The organism is Listeria sp. ILCC796 (assembly GCF_900186175.1).
Lineage (GTDB): Bacteria > Bacillota > Bacilli > Lactobacillales > Listeriaceae > Listeria > Listeria goaensis.
The window spans coordinates 91,441-112,608 of the sequence record NZ_FYBV01000003.1 but is presented as its reverse complement, the minus strand read 5'-3'; the positions used below and the strand labels follow the sequence as shown (position 1 = coordinate 112,608).

Genomic DNA, 21,168 nt, shown 5'->3' with positions numbered 1-21,168 from the left:
TCACCTACTTTTTTAATATAGAAAACGCACTACATCTCATATTTTACACTATTTTGTTATTTATGTATGCAAAAAAACGACAAGATCCATGGCATCTTGTCGTTTTTTTAGTGAACAAGTGTACGTCTCACTTGTTAGAATTAGCTATTTACCACGTCTTTACCATCGTAATGACCACATTCAGGGCATACACGGTGAGAAAGTTTCATTTCACCACAGTTTGAACATTCGTTCATACCAGGTACTTGTAATTTGAAATGCGTGCGACGTTTGCGTTTTTTTGTTTTAGAAGTTCTTCTAAAAGGTACTGCCATTTCCATACACCTCCTTAGAGATTAAAACTATTCTTAAGGTTTCCCTTAGATATATTCCAGCTTTACTGAAACTAATCTTCTTTTTCGTTAAAAAAGTCGGCTAGTCCAGCAAGACGAGGATCCACTTTCGGTTCGTTTTTTGCTTTTTCAGAAGCAAATTTTTCTTCTGTTTGAAGTTCCCAGTCACGACCTTTAGGAAGTGCGTCTACATCAGCCGCTTCTTCACTAAAAACTTGCATGGGAATTTCAACTAGCAGAAGTTCGCTCACAACAGGAACTAAATCTACCGTATCTTGTTCCATTACATGCCAAGATTCATCATGAACTTGGTCACGATTTTTAACAAAGGTTTCCACCGCTTTAATTTCATACGGATAAAAAACGTCTGTAAGCGTCCTTGCACACGGCAACGTCCACTCGCCAGCAATTGTCAAATGAGCAATTACTTCGTCGCGCTTCATTTCGAATGTTCCGGTAACGTGAACAGGCGAAGCCTCTCTGACGTCATGATTATTTTCTTTTAAAAACTCGGTTAAGTCGATCGTTTCATTAATTTCAAACTCGCCATCGCGATATTTTTTTAGTTGACTTAAAGACCATTTCATCATTAATCACCTCGGGCGCAACAAAAATCATTATAGCTTTTCTAGGCGGGTTTGTCAATCCTTTTTAGGAAAAGAAACGGCACCACATCACGCAAATTTGTGCTAAAATAAAAAGAAAAAAGGAATAGGTGATTTTCATGCGTGCTACGGGAATTGTGGTTGAATATAATCCATTTCATAACGGACATCTCTATCATGTGAATAAAGCTAGAAAACAAACTAAGGCGGACTGTATTATCGCAGTTATGAGTGGCTCTTTTGTTCAGCGGGGGGAACCTGCTATGCTTGATAAGTGGACTCGAACAAAAATGGCGATTCTTGGCGGGGCTGACCTCGTCTTTGAACTGCCTGTTAGGTTTGTCATGCAGCAAGCTGATATTTTCGCAACTGAAGCCGTGCGAATACTTGCAGATTTAAAGGCTGAAACCATTTTTTTTGGAAGTGAAAATGGGGATAGCGAAGCCTTTGTTGAGGCGGCAAAACTAGCCAATCAAGAATCATTTGATGCGCTTATAAAAGAAAAATTAAGCGATAAGACATTAAGTTACGGTGCGGCACTAACAGAAGCTCTCCATGAACAAATTGGGGACCGACTTGATGTGACACTGCCAAATAATATCCTTGGCTTCCATTATGCGCTAGCCAATGAAAAAATGAATCGCCCGCTAAACATTCAAACTTTAACGCGCACAACAAATTACGCGGAATTAGCGCCCGCAAGACCAGCTGTCACAAGCGCAACCGCTGTTCGCAATATGCTTTTACAAGGACACTTTAACGAGGTAAAAAAATACATTCCTCCGTTTGTTTACTGGGAAATCATTGGGAGTTCAGCAAATTTGATGACATTTGCCGAGCTGTATCCGCTTTTGCGTTACCGTCTTATAACGGACGATCCGGGGACACTTTCGAAAATTAATAGCGTTACAGAAGGCATCGAAAACCGCTTTGTGAAAGCGGCCAGACATGATGAGGCGGAAGCCTTCTTAAATGAAATCGTAACAAAACGCTATAGCCGCGCACGTGTTCAGCGTACGGCCATGCAAATTTTAATGCGCTTTGAAAAACAAGACGAGGTGTCGCCTTACTTGCGCCTCCTAGGCATGAACCAAACTGGGCAGGCCTATTTATCCCAAGTAAAAAAAGACCTTGAACTTCCGCTCGTTACGACGGTTTCAAAGGCAAAAGAAAAACTTATTGCCTACGATGTTCGCGCGACAAAGCTCTACAGTCTGATGGAAGGCAGCCTCGTTGCGCCGGATAATGATTTTTCAAGGCGACCGCTCATCTACTGGTGAAACACGAACTGACTGTGTATCTTGGCTAATTTTAATGCGCGGAGCTACTCCTGAATGCGCGATATGTTGAAGATCCACAGCACGTGCGCGGTACTGAACCGCGATAACGGGCGCTTTGGTTTCGCTTACCGTACAAACATAGTTCAACGCCACTCTTTGATACGCCGAAACAACTAGAGCCCGAGGACGGCTTTCCGCATAAAGCGGCGTCTTGCGTGGCTCTTCTGCTACTAAAAAGGTGGCGCGAATGCCAATTGCCGTCAAACTATTCGCGTCACCTTCTTTGTGGTGCCCAATATGCCTAAAATTGTATGCCCGGTTATCCCCGCGCGAATAATGCCCAATAATTTGCGTGTCATACGCCGCAGAGCTCGTTTCATGCGCCTTAATTTCCACGCCACCAAAACAATTTTCCGTACGATTATTGTGTAACACCACATGCCGCGAACCATCGTCCACTTCAATTCCATTCGAGTTCGAGGCGCCTTTTTTGTGCGCTCTACCGCTCGGATTGTGCAAATAAGAATGCGTAATGTACACATAATCACTATGATGCGTCGTCACACCATCATCACCAAACCCATAAACCTCCACGTCATCAATCCACACGTAGCGACTCCTAAAACGCGAAGTCGTCCCGTCACCCCCATAACTATAATAAGCAGATGTCACATCAATCCCGTGCAGCCCCGGATTTTGCACACAAACATCCCGCACGAGCCCAAACATCACATTGCAAAACGCAATCCCACTCGAACGAATTCCTCGAGCCGCACTTTTTTCTTTTTCAGGAAAACGCTCCGCGCGCCAATCGAGCGTGAAGCCTTCTAGCCGAATGCTCTTGTTCCCTGTGAAGCGATTCCGATTTCGAATCCCCTGACGCGATTTCGCAGCAAAATCATGCATCCGCAAAATTGTTTTCCCCGAGCCCGCCCCAATCAGCTCCGTATGAGAAGGCACCTTAAGGCCAGTTATGATAAACTCCCCTTCTGGAATCCGAACGCTTCGCCCGCCTTGTCCCATCGCGCGTACAAATGCCCCCGTACAATCCGTTTTTCCGTCCGCTACCGCACCAAAATCCAATACCGAAACTTGAACCGCTTCACCTCGAAGCTTGCCTAGTTCAGCAAAAAGAAGCGGCTGCCAGTCCACTTCAAGTAGCGGCCGTTTTTTAATCAGCGCCGGTCGCATAAACGTATTATCAAGCTTTCCCGTCGTATGCCATTTCCACGTACGCACCTTTTCGATTTCCCGTGTAAAAGGCAAAGCTAAAAAAGCCCGTTCCGTCTCCAAAATTCCCGCATCAAGTCCTTCCGCGTCCACGTATGCCGGAAAGAAGTGACCAATTTTATTTTTCGTATCATTCTTAAATTTCATCGTCCCCACCTATTTCTTGTTCTTACCTAGTAATTTCCCGAATTTCAAACAAAAAAACAAGAACTTCGAATATAAGAAAAATGTCACAAAATTTACAAAAAAATTGATAGAAATTTGATTTTAATAGCCTCTGAATTTTTTCCTGAAATGTTACCATGACAATGTATGATTGACAAGGAGGTGGATTTGATTTGGAGAATAAATAAAGATTTTTTTCTGATTTTTCGTTATGTAGTACAGATTATTACTTAAAAAAGGAGAGTTTAGCATGTACATAAAAAAAGAACAATTAAGAAAATCAGCAGTTAGTATTTTAACAGGAGGACTTATCATTTCAACCATGTTTTCCCCACTGTTAGGTAACGACAAAGTGAGTGCATCTAGTGTTGAAACAAAAAAAAGCAGTCTAAAAAATTCAACCACAAACCAATATATTCTCACGCCAATCAGCATTAATTCTCTGACATCCGAATCTATAACAGTTCAAGGAACAGCTGAACCAAATGCTGTTATTTCAATAAGTTTGAATGGAATAATACTTGCAACCGGGAAAGCAGACTCAAATGGAAGATACAGTTTTTCGATTCCTAGGCAAGCTGCTGGTACGCTTATAGTAGCAACAGCATCTTTAAATGGAAAAACAACAAGTGCCAGTACAGTTGTCGCACAAGGCAATATTGCCCCAACAACTATCAACCCGTTAACTACAGACTCTACGAAAGTTGAAGGAACTGCTGAGCCAAATGCCTCTTTACTAATTAAAACTGGCGCAACAAGAATTGGAGTGGGGCAAGTGAGTTCAAGTGGTCATTATAGTATCACAATCCCTCAACTAGAAGCTGGTACCATTGTAACAGCAACCGCGACAGCTAGCGGACAAACAACAAGTGCCAGCGCAGTTGTCGCACAAGGCAATATTGCCCCAACAACTATCAACCCATTAACTACAGACTCTACGAAAGTTGAAGGAACTGCTGAGCCAAATGCTTCTTTACTAATTAAAACTGGCGCAACAAGAATTGGAGTGGGGCAAGTGAGTTCAAGTGGTCATTATAGTATCACAATCCCTCAACTAGAAGCTGGTACCATTGTAACAGCGACAGCTAGCGGACAAACAACAAATGCCAGTACAGTTGTGGCACAAGGGGCTTTTATTCAGCATAAGAATGAACTGAATGTCACACCTTATACACTCTCAACTGACTCCTATGTAAGAGGCACTTTTGAGGGAGATGTAAAATATATTTCATTAGTAGTAAATGGAACTGAGTATAGTAGAGTACGCGTTTTAGATGCTTCGAATTGGCAATACTATGCAAAGGGGAAAATTAGCCTTTCAGATACTGTAAGCATAAAAGCTTATAATTCAGCAGGTATAGTTATAAATCAAGAACGTGTAACAGTCAATCAAAGTGCAATTTTGAATCCAGATGAGTTTGTCCTGAACCAGGATAGTTATGTGAAAGGGACTTACACAGGAAACATAAAATATGTAGCGTTAAAAGTGAATGGAACCATTTTAAGTAGAGTAGGTGTCATGAATACAACAGATTTCCGATACTATGCAAAGAGCCGCGTATCGACTGTAACTGATCAAGTGAGTCTTCTAAGCTACAGCCATGAGGGAAATGTTATAGCAGAAACTCCAGTCAAAATAGCAAAATAAATAACAATAAGCGCTAAAGGTCAACGTTCGACCTCCTAGCGCTTATTGTTTCTTAACATATTAGAGCCTGATCAAATTCGAGTGAGGTAAGCTTTTATTCCTTACTTTAAATCCATCAAATAATCCACCGCGTCCTGAAACGTCTTAACAGGCACAATTTTCATATCTGTATCAATGTCTTTCGCCGTTTCAACCGCTTCTGCATAATTGGATTTTAGCGAGGCATCCTTTTTCTTCATTTCAGCCGTAATCTCATCATTTGGAGCAAAGAAAATTTCTGCACCGCTTTTATCTGCCGCCACAACTTTTTGATTAATGCCACCAATACGCCCGACATTGCCAGCTGGATCGATTGTTCCAGTCCCAGCAATTTGATAGCCTTTTGTTAAATCAGCCTCTTGAAAACGACTGTAAATTTCTAAACTAAACATTAATCCCGCAGACGGACCACCAATTTGTTCCGAATTAATTTTCACCGCTGGATCCGTCGTCACTTTTTCATCATCAACGAGCGTAATCCCGATGCCAACTGTGCCCTTATCATCAATCGTTGTCAGCTCAATTTCCGCCGACTCCGCTTTTTTCTTATGCACATAATCAATTTTCACAACGTCCCCAGCTTTTTTGCTCTTCACATATTTAATAAACTCCGCGCTAGAATCAAAAGCATGGCCATCAATTTTTGTGATTAAATCACCTGCGTGTAGATACTTTGCGGCCGGTACATTTTCCAGTACGCTCAAAACATAAATCCCGTCGTATTCCACTGTCACCTTTTGATGCGCCGCTTTATAGGCTACTTGAATCGCGTTGTTTTTCGATTCATTCATCATGTACATTTGACGGACGTTATATTCTTCATCCGTTTCGTTTTCATAGCGAACATCGCTTTCCTTTTCGATTTCCTGATAAGGCAAAAGTTTAGCCAATCCGTATGTATAAATGTTCGCATTGGCCATCGCAATGGTCACAAGACTTAACGAACCTTTCAATTCACTTTCATGCCCTGCAATTTCAACAAGCGGCTCAAGTTTTTCCGTCGAACCGGGTTTTGTAATGTAATAGGGCATTGGAATGAAAAAGCCCGCAATTACAACCACTAAAATGACAATAGCAACTATTTTTTTCCATTGCGTTCGCATCTGATTACTACACCTCTATTTTTTATATTTAGCAAGTAGCGCCTCGTTCACATTAGGCGGCACTAAATTTCCAACATCACCATTATAACTCGCCACTTCGCGAATCATGCTAGAACTCAAGAACGAATATTTTGGATTGGTCATCACAAAAAAAGTTTCCAATTCCGCATCAAGCGTTCGGTTCATTGCCGCAATTTGCAGCTCGTATTCAAAATCCGTCACAGCTCGCAAACCGCGAATCACGACTGTTGCCCGTTTTTTGCGCGCATAATCAACAAGGAGGCCTTCTGAACTTTCCACGCGGACGTTAGGCAAATGGTTTGTTGCGTCCTCGATTAGCTGAATTCGTTCCTCCAAACTAAATAGCGGTTTTTTGTTCGCATTTTTTAAAACCGAAATAAAAATCACATCAAAAGTTTTCGCCGCGCGTTCAATAATATCTAAATGACCATTCGTAATCGGATCAAACGTTCCCGGACAAACTGCAATTTTTTCTTTCAATGCGCTCACTCCTCAAATTTAAAAATGGATAGCACCGTAATGCCATAATTCACCTCGCGTGTCTTCGTAAAACGACCAATCGCATCCGGCAAAGCATCATCTTTCTCATACTCACAAACAACAAGCGCGCCATCAGACACTAAATTTGCTTCGTCCAAAAAGGTCAAAATTTTCGCAAGCTGCTGCTTTTTATAGGGTGGATCTAAAAACACCAAATCAAACACTTCTTCATTTTTTTGGAAAATTTTAAGTGCGCGCATTGCATCGTTCCGATAAACGACCGCCTGATTTTCCAAACGGCACGCCGTCAAATTTTCCTTCACCGTCTTAACCGCGAGAGACGCCTGATCAATAAAGACGGCTTCGCCTGCGCCACGACTTAGCGCCTCAATGCCAAGACCGCCACTTCCCGCGAATAAATCCAATACTTTTTCCCCATCAAAAAAAGGACCAATAATCGAAAAAAGTGACTCTTTAATTTTATCTGTCGTCGGGCGCGTCGTTTTCCCTGGAACGGCTTTTAGCGCGTGCCCTTTCTTACTTCCCGCAATAACTCTCATGTTAAACATCCTTTTCGCTTCGATTTGACACTTGAGGCAGTGCCCGTTTTGAGCACTGCCTCGCATTTAAATACTGATTTGAACATCTTCATTTTTGCGTTCATACATCATTTCTTTCTTCGATTCATATTCCGTTTTCAAAAACGGCCGAAAAGAAGGCTCGACACGCTTCACATAATTAAAACGCGCTATTTTCGTGGAAATTTCTTCTAGTTCATTCATGTTGCAATATAATACCGCATATTTAAGTTTTCGTGAAACATAATGAACATTTCCAAAACGTTTGAGCGAACGCACTTGCTTCAAATGATTCATCCAAACAATAATCGCTTGTCTATCATTTTCCATCTCTATTGCCCCTTTAGCACGCAAAGTCCTAGGCTGAACAACTACAACTCCCGCCGCTACCACAACCTGAACTGCATGCAGATTTTTGTTCAAAAAACGGATTCCCAGTTGGAACCTTTATATGACTGGATACGGCATTTGCTAGCATCAGACTGATTTCATCGAGCAGTGACTGAAAATCCATCTCCGCTTGCCGAAAAGCCGCAATATGCGCATCCATGTCTAATTCACGTTTTAAAGCACGCGTTTTCCGTGTCACTTCTTTATAATCGGGATGATACCGACCAAAGCGTTCCACTTCTTCAAACTGCGTTTTAATTTTCGTAAAAGCTTTAATTTTATTTTGCGTTTCCGCATTTTCTAGCGCACTCTTTTTCTCAACATACGCTTGTCTTTCTTCTGACTCTAAAATCATGGCAGATAGTTCATCCGACAAGTCAAGAAGCGCTAAACTTTCCATTGTTGCAAACAAACTTATTCCCCCTTAGTTTCATCGATATTTCATTATAACACGTAGAGCTAAAATTCGTCTTTTATTTTGTAATGAAATTTTGCGTATAATATTTTTGGAAAGTGCCCTCTCCCATATACGTAAAACTTTTATCGAGCAGATTTTTGCGATGCCCTGGCGAATTTAACCAGCCTTCAACCGTTGCGCCCGCATCTAAATAGTTATATGCAATGTTTTCGCCCGCCTTCGTGTACTTCACCATGCCCTTTGCTAAGCGGTCAGAAAGTGTTCCGACAGTTGGTGAGTCGTGATCAAAATAATTATTGTTCGCCATGTCCACACTATGACCGTAAGCTACGCGCGCAACATCTGGATCGAGCGCCACAGGTTCCGCCCCGTAACGTTCACGAAGCACATTTGTAATTTCGAGCACTTGCATATCGCTCGCTTTATCAATTTCGCTCCATAAAGCCGCCGAAACATCTTCCTCGTAAATATCACCTTGATAGTTAAGCTCGTAAGGATGCATTTTTATGAAGGAAAGTTTGTTCAAATAGCGCACGCTCACGAGCTTCCCGTCTACCTTGTCGAAATTTAGTTGGGCATAAACACCACTGCCTAAATTGGCAACTGGGCGCATGTTTAAATCGTTCTCGGATAGCTCAAAACGATAAAAATTATTTTCATAATTAAACGCGATTTCAGATTGCAATTTCGCATTTGTAAATACTTTTTCAACAGACATACCAATTTTATATGGGGTTAAATTTAAGTCTTGACCTAGCGCGTAAATGGTCTGCACTTTATTATTTAAAACGCCAACCAACATGTAGCTTGTATTCGGTTGGTTGTAGACATAATATTCAAAGCCATATGGCGTCTTATCAACTCGAATGGGATCGCCAAATTTTTCTTTTAATTGACTGACGTCTTGATTGACAAAACTTGCCATACTGTCCGTATTCGCTATGTCCTCAGTCGATTCATTCGTTTTTTTATCTTCAGGAAGGATTGTTCCTTGCTTCACTTTTTCAGAAGCCTCATTTTTTTCCGTCGGTGCTTGAAAAAATAAATCTGTGTTATAGAAAATAAAGAGGCTGATAACAAGAAGCACAATCACTCTTAAAATAAATTTCACACTTTAGCCTCCCGAATAACCTTTTCTCTATTGTAGCCGTTTTTCGAGTTAAATACTAGCCTTCACTCATAAATTTCCGTATATTTACCGTCCGCCACGATATGCGGCATCATACCTTCCATTGCAAGCTTTTCTTTTTTATCGGTCGTCCAAGAATCACCATAGACATGGCTAATTTTTCCGTCTTCCATAAGCACAATGACATCAAATTGATTATTTTCCTGCGTCAAATAGGCTTTTTCCGCTCCGTCCAGTGCAAACATTTGGTAAAACTTAAAATTCATAAACGCATGATAATTTTTAGCATCTGCTATTTTCTGTTTAAATGTTGGTAAATACGAACGTGCGACATATTCCAGAAGCTCAACATCATTTTGTTTTCCGTTTTCAAGCAATTTCCGAAGAGCTAACACACGGTCATAATCCGCGCTAAAAGTGGCATTTTCAGACGTATTCGCAACGCGCATCTTTTTTTCCGCATGCGACTGCACCATCATTTGCCTTTTTGGCACAGCCACTTCCTGTTTCACCGCATCAAGCGCCAAATGTACAACTTGAATCCCCGCCGGAATAAACAGGATTATCAGTGCGATAATCGCAATTGGTAAGCGCACATACCGGTTTTGCTTCGCTTGCATCGTTTCCTTTTGCCGGGTGCCAGTTTGCACTAAAATCGCGACAATTAAAATCCCTAGCGGAATAATCCACATGACAACCGCAAGATAGCCTACTGAATTTAATGCCCACATGAAAAGAAGCACATAGGCTAACACAATGAGTATAGTAACACTAATTGGCACACGATGCGTATATAGACGTACTTTTTCATACGTGCCAAAAAACGGATTTTGCGCAAGCTCCACTTCCTCATAAAGCTCACGCGAATCTTCTCTGTCTGGCGCAAGACACAAAGCACGCTCCGAGTATTGAAGCGCCTTTTTAAAATCACCGCGCGCATAATTCATTTTAGCAAAGCGATTTAAATTGTCTATGTCATCTGGTTTTGTCGCAAAAGCTAAGTTTTCCAGCTCAAGCGCACGCAGATTTCGTGGATTTTGGTTGAAAATAGCCTCGCTTAAAATGCCCATATAGCTCGTATTGTTGGGCGCATAAAATAGGGCTTTCTCGTACAAAGCGATTTTTTCTACCAATCCTCCACTCCCATTTTCTGCCAAAGCTTCGTAAAATTTCGCTTGCGAGTGATCAAGCGTTAGACCGAAGCGAGCGAGCTCTGTGACGCGTTTTGGTTTATGTAACTGTTCGTAGATGGCAATGCCGACGACGTAATTTTCAACAATATTTTGGTTATATGATAAAGCTTGTTCAATATAATTTGTTGCTAAATCGAGATTTTGATTCGTTTCTGCATAAACATAAGCAAGGCAAAGGTAACCCGCGTAATGCGAAGGATTCTCGGTAATCATATTTTGGCTTTCTTTTTCAGCCTCTTGTTCTTTTCCACTGATAAGCAGTTGTGTCATTCGCTCAAAACTTGCTATTTTCATAACAATCAACTCCGATTTCTTCGTTCTCCCCTTGACTATATCACCTGAAATGGAAAAAACGATAAGGAAAATTCAAAGATTTTTTAAAGAAAAAAGCCCGATTAAAATCGGACTTCAGCTTGTAGAAAACCTCTAAACTTAAGCCAAACAAAACGTACCACGCACAATCAGACTGATGACATCCCCTATAAGAAAATTGAAATTACAATCATGGAGACAAATAGAATGGTCATGTAGTTTAGTGAGTAGACGAACATTAGGCGGGACCATTTTAGGCTGTCTTTCATTTTGAAGCCGTAAAAGCTTAAAACGAGCCAGCCAATATTAAGTGCGGTTGCTAAAATAACATATACGATGCCGAGTTCGGTCATAAAAAATGGTAAGACACTTAAAAGTAGCACCCAAAAGACCATGCTTTTTCTCGTCCGCTCGATGCCTTTTACAACAGGCAACATAGGGATCCCAGCAGCGCGGTATTCTTCTTTTCGCTTAATCGCAATCGCATAAAAATGCGGTGGTTGCCAGCAAAACATCACAAGAAACAACATCACTGGGATTAAACTAAACGTCGGGTCAACTGCAAACCACCCAATTAGTGGCGGGACAGCGCCTGAAAAGCTACCGATAACCGTGTTGCTAACTAAATTTCGTTTTGCGTACATGGAATACACCACAACGTATAAAAACACGCCTAGTATGCCAAGCACACCAGCCTGCCAAGTTGTCATAAAGAGCATCGCTACACCAATGATTAGCAGCACAGAAGCTAAAACGAGTGCTTTTTTCCCCGAAATTTTCCCTGTCATCGTTGGTCGGCTTTTCGTTCGCTCCATTTTACCGTCGATATCACGGTCAATAACGTTATTAAAAGCGCCCGATGCGGCGACGATGAGCGCAGAACCAATAATCGTAAAGAACATCACATCAAGATTTTGCATAAATGAAATACCATTTAACTGGAATGCAAGCCACATTCCTGTAAATGCTGTAATTGTATTGGAATTAACGATTCCTATTTTAACCAGTTCCGTGAAATCCCGAACCGTAAATTTACTGGCAACTCCTGTTTTTAACTCGCCAGTATTCTCTATTCTGTTCAAAATCTCTCCCCCTTAAACGCGTAAATCACTCTACGTCTATTATGTGAAATTAGGACATGCTTTGTCAATCAATCGGCTTCACAAAACTCGGCTGGATAAAACTAATTCCAAGCAAGCATTATGTGAATTTGTTAGCAAAGATTTCGTTTTAGTTTGTGAAACAGCGCCAAATAACGAATTCTTTACTTCTGTTTTAAAATTCGCTACAATAAAATTAATGTGTAAAAGCACGTTTGATGACAGATTCATCTAAAAGGAGAGAATAAGAAATCATGAATAAGTTTCTTAAAATTTGGTCCGTCTTGACGATTATTTTCATGACATTTGTTGTTTTTGGTGGGGCTTTGGTGACCAAAACGGGTTCAGCAGATGGTTGTGGAAACACTTGGCCACTTTGCAACGGACAACTCGTTCGCCTGACAGACGTTACAACGGAAAAACTAATTGAAGTCGCGCACCGAATGACAACGGGACTCGCTTCCATTTTTGTTATTGTGTTGGCCATACTCGCTTGGCGAACAATTAAAGATCGCCGCGAAACAAAACCACTCGCTATTATCGCTGTTTTATTTTTAATTTTACAAGCTTTCATGGGTGCTGCCGCCGTCATGTGGGGCCAAAATCCATACATCATGGCGTTACATTTTGGCATTTCCATTATCTGTTATGCGGCAATCATTTTACTGGCGCTACTTATATTTGAGTTTGACCGCAAATTTGATGCCAGAAATTTAGTGATGGGCACGAAACTACGATTTAATCTTTACTTTTTAACCATCTATACATACTTAGCTGTCTATACCGGCGCACTGGTTCGACATGAGCGCGCAAGTCTCGCCGTTCCAGTTTGGCCATTCCAAGACGGGACATTCATTTGGCCAGATTCCATTCAAGATTATGTGCAATATGGGCACCGCATTGCCGCTTTCATTTTAGTCGTTTGGATTTTCTATGTGACATGGCTTGTTTTCCGTGATTACAGACATTACCGCGTGCTCACCTATGGCATGGTCCTCGCTGTTATTCTCGTAGCACTTCAGGCGCTCACAGGTATCCTGTCTGTTTACACCGAGGTTAATCTTTATGTGGCACTATTCCACAGTTTAATCATTACCATTTTATTCGCGCTCTTCTGCTACTTATGTATGCTCGGTGCGCGGAGCAAAAAAAATCGTTTACGTATTCGTTAAAACGAGCCCTTTCAGGCTCGTTTTTTTTGTTCAACATATGCTATGATAGCTAAGTGAGAATAGAACATTGAAGGAGTTTGACATGAACCAACAAATTATTTTCATTGATGTTGATGGTACACTTTGTAACGATTATGGCCGCGTTCCCGAGTCCGCTGGGGTGGCCATTCATAAAGCACGACAAAACGGGCATAAAGTTTATTTATGCACTGGCAGATCCAAAGCGGAAATCACGGACGAAATTAAAAATATTGAATTTGATGGCTTTATCGGCGCAGGCGGCGGCTACATTGAAGAGCAAGGCAAGCTCCTTCTGCATAAAAAATTCGATTTAGCAGATCTTTCAAGCATCGTTCGCTTTTTCAAAAAAGAAGGTATCGGCTACTATTTGGAATCAAACGACGGCCTTTTTGCAAGTGACACATGCATTCCAGAAATTCGCAAACAAATTTTTAAAGGGCTAAACAAAACGGACGCCGAATACCAAAAACGCGCCAGCGAATTGAGTTTCTTTTTTGACTTACTTTTACCTGAAAAGCCCGTTTCTGAACTGACTACGGTAAACAAAATTTCATTTATGAGCGAACACGTGCCTTTTGAAAAAGTTAAAAATACATATCAAGATAAATTTACAATTTTACATACTACTGTTCCACTTTTTGGAGAAAATAGCGGCGAAATTGTTTTACGTGGTATTAATAAAGAAGTCGCAATTCGCTACTTACTGACACATCTCAATGCGAGCCCTGCACAGACAATTGCAATTGGGGACGGTATGAATGATTTTGAGATGCTCCAATTTGTAAATTACGGTGTTGCAATGGGAAATGCAAAACAAGAATTAAAAAATATTGCCGATTTTGTCACAGGTACGCCAGATGAAGATGGCATTGCAAATTTCTTTAAGCAACACGGTCTCACTTGAATGAAAGGATGATGATTATGAAAATATCAAAAAGGACACTTATATACGAATTATTCATGCTTTTACTTGTTATATTATCCCTTGCGTTACTTCCCTATCATAATTTTTGGACAATCCTTTTAAATTGGGTGATTTGGGGAATCTTCACATTAGACTATTTTTCCCGCCTTGTTCGGGCAGAGGACAAAAAACGCTACATTAAAACACACCCGTTCCAACTAATTGCCATTATCCCATTATACGGCGGTTTTCGGGCAGCACGAATCGTGAGCCTATTCCATATTTTACGCCTTACCGCAATGGGAAATCGCTATTTAACACCTCTTTTTAATTTTTTAAAAACAAACGGTCTGAATCGCTTCATTTTAATTTTCTTACTACTTGTTATTTTCATTCCACTTCCAATGGTACTGATTGAGCCAGATATCCACGACTACCCCGATGCAATCTGGTGGGCAATTGTGACCGCTACAACTGTTGGTTACGGCGACATCATTCCCATTACACCAATTGGGCGCATTTTAGCCAGTATTATGATGCTTGTCGGTATCGGTTTTATCGGTATGATTACTAGTACGATTATGAGCTACGCGAGTAAGCAACGAAAAATTTCCACCAGTTCTGAAAAAATCTCGCATATTACGAAAGCAATCGACCAAGTGGAAGAGCTTGATGAAAAGGAAATTGCTGTTTTGGAAAGTTATCTTGATATGAAAAAGAAAAAATAGCTTGCTCTGAAATGCATTACAGAATGTATACTTCTTGTAGAACAAAAAAGGAGGAGCTATTTAATGAAACTAATTGTAGAAAAAGATTATGCGTCGATGAGCAGAGTTGCAGCGAATATTTTACTTGGAAAAATGTATCAAGTAAATCGGGTGAATTTAGCCATTACGGCCGGAAACACGCCAGTCAAAATGTATGAGTATTTAGTAGCAGAGGTAAAAGAGCGTCCTTATTTGGAAAATGTTCATTTTTATAACTTTGACGAAATTCCTTATGCTGGCGAAAGCGGTTTTGGTGTGACGATGACAAATTTAAATCGCCTTTTCTTTCATCCGGCAAAGATTTCGGAACGAAACATTCACGTTTTAGATACTGAAAACTATCAAAATCAAGATGCTCGTATTCAAGCAGACGGCGGCTTAGATTTAATTTTGCTCGGTATTGGTGAAGATGGGCACTTTTGTGGCAACCTTCCGGGAACAACAACCTTCGCAGATGAAACAACACTCGTGCGAACAGACTCTATTCCTGAAATGCGCGACATCTTAATTGCAGAAGTTGGCGGCGACGAATCCAAATGTCCTGACGTTTACGTAACGATGGGGCCAAAAAGCGTAATGGCAGCCAAATCAATTGTTTTGTTTGCAAATGGACGAAAAAAAGCAAGCATCATCAAAAAAGCCTTTTTTGGCCTGGTCGACAGCACTGTCCCCGCTTCCATTCTTCAGATGCATCCGAATTTAACCGTAATTTTAGATGCGGAAGCGGCTATGGAGTTAGATGTGGAGGAACAATAAATTCTTGATGAATCTAAAACAGGAGAGAAAATCAAAAAAGATTTTCTCTCCTGTTTTATTATTGAAAAATCAACCTTTACATTATCTAAAAATGATGTGGTCTACTCACTACAGCTTCAAATTAAAGAATCTTTTAAGTTCAGTTACTTTATTCAAGAATATAATCAATTATTGCCTTCGTATTAACACTCACATATTCATCTACATCTAGTTGAACAGCATCAACTAGATCATTATAAGTCGGTAGATTTAAAGCCCCTCTATGTTCGATCAAGTTTGGCGATGTCACCTACTTGAGTTTTGCAACTTTTTCTGCAAGGACTCATAGTAGCGTTCGGACAAAGCTTTGACGGCGGCAATCCTTTCGAAATCAGCTTTTGCTCCTTTTTTATGTAAAACCATCTCGTGACAATAAGCAACCGTAACTTGGTGCGCGTCCGCTTCGAGCAAAATCACTTCGTCCAATTGCTGAATCTTCCCTTCCTGAATCGTGCGGCACAAGTAGCCTGTAAAGCCGGTTTGCTGCACTTCTTTATAGAGTTCAGGCATATGATTATATTTTCCAATGGTGGAACACGGGTTACGCGCCTCTGTCACCTGAATGACCGCTTCACCAATTTGGAAAATATCGCCAATCGCAACATCTTTTTCAAGCATGCCAGAAACCATTAAATTTTCGCCAAATGCGCTTTTTGGTAACTTCTTTTGAAATTTCTCCTCAAAATACGCATAATGTTCAACTGGAAACACACATACCGTACGGTCAGGGCCGCCGTGATGCTTCATGTTAAACGGTCCATCGCCAACAAATCCTTGAAATGTGAGCTGGGCTTCTAACACACTTGTTTTTTCAATTCCTGTCATCATTTTCGACTTGCTCGAAAACGCCAGTTCCTTAGGTTTCCCAATCGCGACATGATGTACTTTTCTCATTTCTAGCACACTCCATTTTGTATTATTTTTTCTTCCGAAGTAAAGCAAACAAACTAACAATAATGGCTAAAAGGCTAATTCCAAGTGTCGTGTAAATGAGCCAAGCAGAGAATTCATTTTTTTCGTCCTGCTCTTTGCTCGTGGTATTTCCGTGCGCGTCCGTCTGCGGAACGCTCGATCTATTCACCGTCGTAACCGCATGCGGCGTATCCGAATTCGCATCCCCCGTCCATTCCACTATCGACCCGTCCGCATAGTATTGAAAAGCATCCCAATTAAGTTGAGCGGCTTTTTCCGGGTTGCTCGCGATGAAACTAAAACGCATAAACTGACCTGGCAAAATGCCCGCGCCTGTTGCCTCCCATGTTATCACATTTTTCGATTTATCAAAAGTCGTTTTAAATCCAGCCACTGGCTCATAAGAAACATACGTAGCCCCGGCAGGCATTTTAAGTACAATTTTCGTCGTGTTACTCTCTTTTTCAACAGGCACCTTCATCGTATACGTCTCGTACGCTCCCGTTTGCGATTCACTAGGCGAAACACTGACATGGGCGCTCACAAGAGCAGGAAATCCCCAAACTAACATCGCTACACTACACATTACAATCCATTTTTTCATCGCTTACTCCTTTATTTGCACAGTAAATGTTTGTTCTATCGTCTCAAAATTTTCCGTTAAACCGCGCACCGTAATTTCCCATTTTCCAATTTGATTTAAGTATAAACCGCTTGCGACATAATCGCCGCTTTCCGCGAGCTCGCCCTGAAACTCATGCGCACGGCCGCCCGCATGCTTAGCGCTAAATGTTACTTGTTGAAACGCTTCAAGCACAGCCCCTTCTTTGGTTAAAAAACGAGCTATAAATGTGTTATCTCCGACTTTGGCCGGCGTAATTTGCAGCCGAATTTTTGCTCGATCATTTTTGTCCGCCATCACCTCACTGAAAGGTTTGCTTGGCGCAGGGGGCGGTGTTTTCGTGTCAGATAAAATACTCGCGGCGCTTAAAATAAGCAAGCCCAGTAGCATTTCAATGAGAATCGTTTTAACCGGAATTTGTTTTTGCGTATTCTTCAAATAGAAGTAGTGGCCTAAACCGATTAGCGCCATTAAAATGACGAGGCCGATTTTGATGAGTAGCGTGATGCCATACGCGGTTTGGACGAGGTTTTTCATTTGCCCGATATTCATGACGGACATGAGAATGCCCGATAAAATGAGCAGACCAAACGCAGCCATCGCGTAAATCGCAAATCGGTTCCACATTGCTTTGGCTTCTTGTTTTGGGACAACGAAAAGCAAGGCAATAATGCCGCCTACCCAAAGGCTCGCCGAAATGAGATGCAAGAAGTCAGCGGTTGTCGCAACAATTCGGTCCGCCTGCGCCTGGCTGTGCCCACTAAGTGCTTTGGTCATAAAGATGGCAAGCAAAGTTAGGGCAGCAAGAAGCGGCATTAAAATCCGGCTTTTTCCTTTAAACAAAAAGAAAAACAAACTAGCGAGTATGAGCCACAAAATGAATTGCGTAAGCCAAAGTTTCCCAGTGCTCGTGCCGAAAAATGTGCGCATGAGTTCGGGCGTCAGGGCGGCGCCAAATGTCATGGTTTTGACTTGAACCGGTAGGAAAAGCGCTACCACGCTGCCCATCATCCCCATTCCAATAACTGTTAGGATTTTTGCTCGTTTCAGCATTTGCCGCGGAAATGCTTCTTTCTGCGGGAAAAGAACGAATAAAACGAACAACACACCGAAAACAATACTAAAGCTTATATAAAGAAAGTCTTTTAAAATGGTGTTCATTATTTCTGAGTTTGGCGTTTCAGCAATCGTTTTCGGGAGTTCTTTGTCCGTCTTACCGACTTTAAAAGAAATAACACCTGAAATCGGATGACCGTCCGCCGAAACGACACGCCATTCTGCCGCGTACACGTCTGGTTTTTCTTCTCCGTCCACATGCACCGAAACAACATGATCATTCTCCGCAGACACAAGCGTTTTTCCTGTCGAAATTCGCTCCCCTTTCGAGTTGGTCACTGTAATTAGCGGAAAATCAGATTTGATCGTTTCATTATATGTAAGAACAATTTCTGCCGGCATTTTAGCTACACTGCTACCATCTGCCGGTGTTGAATTTTGTAAATAGGCATGGGCATCTACGTGAGTTACCGGAAAAAGGATAAGTAAGAAAAAAATCAGGAACCCTTGCCAAAATCGATTAACAGCCATTTCTTCCTCCCTTTTCATAATCACTTTCCATTTTACGATACCTGAATTCTTTTTCTATTTAAAGCAATATGCATTCAAAAAAGCCACAGTATATAATACCGTGACTTTCATAAATAACCGTTTAGAAGCCTCTCCCAGCTCCGCCACCGCCAGAACTTCCGCCGCCACCAAAGCCGCCGAAACCTCCACCAGAGCCGCCTGAGCGTCCGCCTCCAAAACCGCCGCCGATAAATGGACCGCCACCACGCCCCCGTCCGCTATCAAACGGACCTCGTGAACCGCCGCGCGGGCCTCTGCCATTTATCATCGAAATAATAATAAATGTAACAACTACAAGAATAATGATGCCAATAACGCCCGGACTAAGCTTACCTGAAGCGCCTTTCTCTCCATTCGTTTTTGCCAGTTGCATCTCGTTAGTGTAGTTCTTAAAAATCGTTTCGTCTTTATAGTTATATTCTTGATTTACTTTTAAAGCCACTTCCGAAAAAATATTGCGCAACCCCGTGTTATAATCATCCGCCTTTAAGTAAGTCAGGTTATTGTCTAAAATTTCACCCGCCGTACCGTCCGTAATTGCGCCCTCAAGCCCGTAGCCGACTTCAATTTTAATTTCCCGCTCACCAGTTGAGAGCAAAATCAAAACGCCATTGTCGAGAGAATCACTACCAATTTTCCACTTATTAAAAAGTTGATGCGCGTATTCTTCTTTGGTTAAACCATCAAATGAATCCACCGTTGCCACCACAATTTGTGGCTTTTCCATCTGATTTTGATACGCATAGTTCACCGACATTATCATATTTTTCGTCGTTTCATCTAAAATATTCGCGCTATCCGTAACATAAAATTGCTCGGTTGGTTCAGGAAGTTTGACTGCCTGTGCATGATTGGGCAGAAATACAACAGCCAGAAATAAAATAAAAAATGTAAAAAAGGTTAGCCGTTTCAAAACGCGTCATCTCCCTTTCCTCTATAGTTAGTCGAAATTCACTTCCGGCGCTTTATCCGCCCCTTCTACAGCTTTAAAATACGGTTTCGTTTCAAAGCCTAGCATGCCAGAAACAAAGCTTGTTGGCGCGCTTGTCACTTTCGTATTGTAGGAACGGACGACATCATTATATTTATCTCGTTCAACTGAAATTCGATTTTCCGTTCCAGCTAACTCGTCCATTAAACGCGTCACATTCTCGCTTGATTTTAGTTCTGGGTAGTTTTCTACGGTTGCAATTAGGCGTGTGACAGCTTGGTCCATTTGGTTAGCCGCATTCATTTCTTCACTTTGCGTACTAGCTTTAGACACAGCAGTTCTTGCTTCGGCAATTTGACCGAAAACTTCTTTTTCCTGCTTCATGCTGCCTTGCACTGAATTTACTAAGTTGGGAATTAAATCATAGCGGCGTTGCAACTTACTTTCTACGTTTGCCCACTGCGCAGAAACTTCATTTTCTTTTTTATTTAAAGAATTATATGTAGCAATAAAGGGCACGCCTAAAACAATCAAAGCAATCGCTATCCCAATAATTACTTTCCAAGTATTTTTCATTCGTTTTCTCCTTTTAAATAAGATATTTTCATTATATCAATAACGCTGTATTTTTTCATACTTCCCTCGCATGATTTTTTGTAAAACACATTTATTCTGTGCTACACTAAGGTGAAGCGAGGTGATTAGATGCAGGAAGCACTCATTTTAACGAGTATTATCGTCCTCGGACTCATTGCACTTGTATTTGAATATCATTACACAGTGAAACGAGCCATTCGTTATATGAAAAAAAATAATCTTACCAAACAAGCGATTAAGGATAAAATAGAAATTTATGAGGATTGAAAACCCGTGCTGACACGCAGCACGGGCTCTTTTCATAATTTAAAATGAATCAAATTGATTTTTCTCACTAGAAAGTTTTGCTAGCGACATAATTCCTGAAATAAGGAATAAAACGCCCGTTACAAAACCATAACTAAAGAAACTGATTCCGCCAATCACAATTAAAACGATTGACCAGCCTTTTACACTAACACCATTTTTCAATTTAAAGGCAGCGATAAAACCAAACACGCAAGCTGCAATAGCAAGCAAGAGGCTAAGTGCAATAAATCCAATACCAAATGACATATCAATAAAATCATCACGTGTCACTACTGGATCAACCGATGCTGCAAATAGCATTATAATGCTAAACCCTCCCATAATAAAGACGCCTAGAGCTGCTAAACTGGCACCAATAATACTCATGATAAATTCTGCTTTTCTATTAATCATAATTGCCCTACTTTCTGTTTATTCTAAAGTACATTATACCTGAAAATAAAACATAATTAAATAGCGGATTACAATAAAAGAAGAACAGGCCTAGGT

Annotated in this window: 24 protein-coding genes; 7 read left to right on the top strand and 17 right to left on the bottom strand. The window is 41.2% G+C overall.

Annotated elements, in window-relative coordinates:
* Positions 1-140 precede the first annotated feature (140 nt).
* Both rpmF and CFS04_RS05175 read right to left on the bottom strand, forming a co-directional pair.
* A complete protein-coding gene (gene rpmF / locus CFS04_RS05180; protein WP_088809563.1) occupies positions 141-314 on the bottom strand; it encodes a 50S ribosomal protein L32 in 174 nt (57 codons plus the stop codon).
* Positions 315-385: 71 nt separating this feature from the next.
* Positions 386-919 carry a DUF177 domain-containing protein gene (locus CFS04_RS05175; protein WP_088809562.1) on the bottom strand — a complete coding sequence of 178 codons (534 nt, stop codon included), beginning with the start codon at positions 917-919 and terminating at the stop codon, positions 386-388.
* 137 nt (positions 920-1,056) lie between these two features.
* On the opposite strand from CFS04_RS05175, the gene CFS04_RS05170 reads away from it, so the two are divergent.
* Positions 1,057-2,217, top strand: a complete 1,161-nt coding sequence (locus tag CFS04_RS05170) for a nucleotidyltransferase (protein ID WP_088809561.1) — start codon at positions 1,057-1,059, stop codon at positions 2,215-2,217.
* Here the strand turns inward: CFS04_RS05170 and CFS04_RS05165 are convergent.
* Entirely contained in the window at positions 2,191-3,594 is a 1,404-nt protein-coding gene (locus tag CFS04_RS05165) for a glycosyl hydrolase family 28-related protein (RefSeq protein ID WP_088809560.1), read from the bottom strand. The two genes, CFS04_RS05170 and CFS04_RS05165, sit on opposite strands and share 27 nt — an antisense overlap.
* A gap of 268 nt (positions 3,595-3,862) precedes the next feature.
* Between CFS04_RS05165 and CFS04_RS05160 the strand changes: the two genes are divergently transcribed.
* On the top strand, positions 3,863-5,260 hold the full coding sequence (locus CFS04_RS05160; RefSeq protein ID WP_088809559.1) for an immunoglobulin-like domain-containing protein: 1,398 nt from the start codon (positions 3,863-3,865) through the stop codon (positions 5,258-5,260).
* Between the two features lie 101 nt (positions 5,261-5,361).
* Here the strand turns inward: CFS04_RS05160 and CFS04_RS05155 are convergent, their stop codons facing one another.
* From CFS04_RS05155 to cyoE, 8 genes are all read right to left on the bottom strand, one after another.
* The gene (locus CFS04_RS05155; protein ID WP_088809558.1) at positions 5,362-6,402 is read right to left on the bottom strand and encodes a SepM family pheromone-processing serine protease; all 1,041 of its coding nucleotides are present in this window, start codon (positions 6,400-6,402) and stop codon (positions 5,362-5,364) included.
* A gap of 15 nt (positions 6,403-6,417) precedes the next feature.
* The gene (gene coaD / locus CFS04_RS05150) at positions 6,418-6,903 is read right to left on the bottom strand and encodes a pantetheine-phosphate adenylyltransferase (RefSeq protein ID WP_088809557.1); all 486 of its coding nucleotides are present in this window, start codon (positions 6,901-6,903) and stop codon (positions 6,418-6,420) included.
* A gap of 5 nt (positions 6,904-6,908) precedes the next feature.
* On the bottom strand, positions 6,909-7,529 hold the full coding sequence (gene rsmD / locus CFS04_RS05145) for a 16S rRNA (guanine(966)-N(2))-methyltransferase RsmD (RefSeq protein ID WP_369821462.1): 621 nt from the start codon (positions 7,527-7,529) through the stop codon (positions 6,909-6,911).
* The gene (locus CFS04_RS05140) at positions 7,530-7,811 is read right to left on the bottom strand and encodes a YlbG family protein (RefSeq protein ID WP_088809555.1); all 282 of its coding nucleotides are present in this window, start codon (positions 7,809-7,811) and stop codon (positions 7,530-7,532) included. It abuts the gene before it with no gap.
* 28 nt (positions 7,812-7,839) lie between these two features.
* Entirely contained in the window at positions 7,840-8,283 is a 444-nt protein-coding gene (locus CFS04_RS05135; protein WP_088809554.1) for a YlbF family regulator, read from the bottom strand.
* Between the two features lie 61 nt (positions 8,284-8,344).
* Positions 8,345-9,400, bottom strand: coding sequence for a CAP domain-containing protein (locus CFS04_RS05130; protein ID WP_088809553.1), 1,056 nt, complete (start codon positions 9,398-9,400; stop codon positions 8,345-8,347).
* Between the two features lie 62 nt (positions 9,401-9,462).
* Entirely contained in the window at positions 9,463-10,905 is a 1,443-nt protein-coding gene (locus CFS04_RS05125) for a lipopolysaccharide assembly protein LapB (protein ID WP_088809552.1), read from the bottom strand.
* Between the two features lie 185 nt (positions 10,906-11,090).
* Positions 11,091-12,005, bottom strand: coding sequence for a heme o synthase (gene cyoE, locus CFS04_RS05120; RefSeq protein ID WP_088809551.1), 915 nt, complete (start codon positions 12,003-12,005; stop codon positions 11,091-11,093).
* 272 nt (positions 12,006-12,277) lie between these two features.
* On the opposite strand from cyoE, the gene CFS04_RS05115 reads away from it, so the two are divergent.
* The 4 genes from CFS04_RS05115 (at position 12,278) to CFS04_RS05100 (ending at position 15,643) form a co-directional block, all read left to right on the top strand.
* Positions 12,278-13,195, top strand: a complete 918-nt coding sequence (locus tag CFS04_RS05115; protein WP_088809550.1) for a heme A synthase — start codon at positions 12,278-12,280, stop codon at positions 13,193-13,195.
* 82 nt (positions 13,196-13,277) lie between these two features.
* A complete protein-coding gene (locus tag CFS04_RS05110; protein ID WP_088809549.1) occupies positions 13,278-14,120 on the top strand; it encodes a Cof-type HAD-IIB family hydrolase in 843 nt (280 codons plus the stop codon).
* A 17-nt stretch (positions 14,121-14,137) separates the two neighbouring features.
* Entirely contained in the window at positions 14,138-14,848 is a 711-nt protein-coding gene (locus tag CFS04_RS05105; RefSeq protein WP_088809548.1) for a potassium channel family protein, read from the top strand.
* Positions 14,849-14,911: 63 nt separating this feature from the next.
* The gene (locus CFS04_RS05100) at positions 14,912-15,643 is read left to right on the top strand and encodes a glucosamine-6-phosphate deaminase (protein WP_088809547.1); all 732 of its coding nucleotides are present in this window, start codon (positions 14,912-14,914) and stop codon (positions 15,641-15,643) included.
* Between the two features lie 285 nt (positions 15,644-15,928).
* On the opposite strand, the gene CFS04_RS05095 is transcribed toward CFS04_RS05100, so the two are convergent.
* The 5 genes from CFS04_RS05095 to CFS04_RS05075 form a co-directional block, all read right to left on the bottom strand.
* Positions 15,929-16,576 carry an MOSC domain-containing protein gene (locus tag CFS04_RS05095; RefSeq protein ID WP_088809546.1) on the bottom strand — a complete coding sequence of 216 codons (648 nt, stop codon included), beginning with the start codon at positions 16,574-16,576 and terminating at the stop codon, positions 15,929-15,931.
* A 22-nt stretch (positions 16,577-16,598) separates the two neighbouring features.
* Complete coding sequence (locus CFS04_RS05090; RefSeq protein WP_088809545.1) at positions 16,599-17,198, bottom strand: YcnI family protein; 600 nt, start codon at positions 17,196-17,198, stop codon at positions 16,599-16,601.
* Between the two features lie 3 nt (positions 17,199-17,201).
* Entirely contained in the window at positions 17,202-18,803 is a 1,602-nt protein-coding gene (locus CFS04_RS05085; RefSeq protein ID WP_088809544.1) for a copper resistance CopC/CopD family protein, read from the bottom strand.
* A gap of 121 nt (positions 18,804-18,924) precedes the next feature.
* Entirely contained in the window at positions 18,925-19,755 is an 831-nt protein-coding gene (locus CFS04_RS05080; protein ID WP_088809543.1) for a YgcG family protein, read from the bottom strand.
* Between the two features lie 27 nt (positions 19,756-19,782).
* A complete protein-coding gene (locus CFS04_RS05075; RefSeq protein WP_088809542.1) occupies positions 19,783-20,349 on the bottom strand; it encodes a LemA family protein in 567 nt (188 codons plus the stop codon).
* Positions 20,350-20,478: 129 nt separating this feature from the next.
* Here CFS04_RS05075 and CFS04_RS12955 point away from each other — a divergent pair, with 129 nt between their 5' ends.
* A complete protein-coding gene (locus CFS04_RS12955; RefSeq protein ID WP_159457901.1) occupies positions 20,479-20,637 on the top strand; it encodes a hypothetical protein in 159 nt (52 codons plus the stop codon).
* Positions 20,638-20,676: 39 nt separating this feature from the next.
* Here the strand turns inward: CFS04_RS12955 and CFS04_RS05070 are convergent, their stop codons facing one another.
* The gene (locus tag CFS04_RS05070; RefSeq protein WP_088809541.1) at positions 20,677-21,072 is read right to left on the bottom strand and encodes a hypothetical protein; all 396 of its coding nucleotides are present in this window, start codon (positions 21,070-21,072) and stop codon (positions 20,677-20,679) included.
* Positions 21,073-21,168 lie beyond the last annotated feature (96 nt).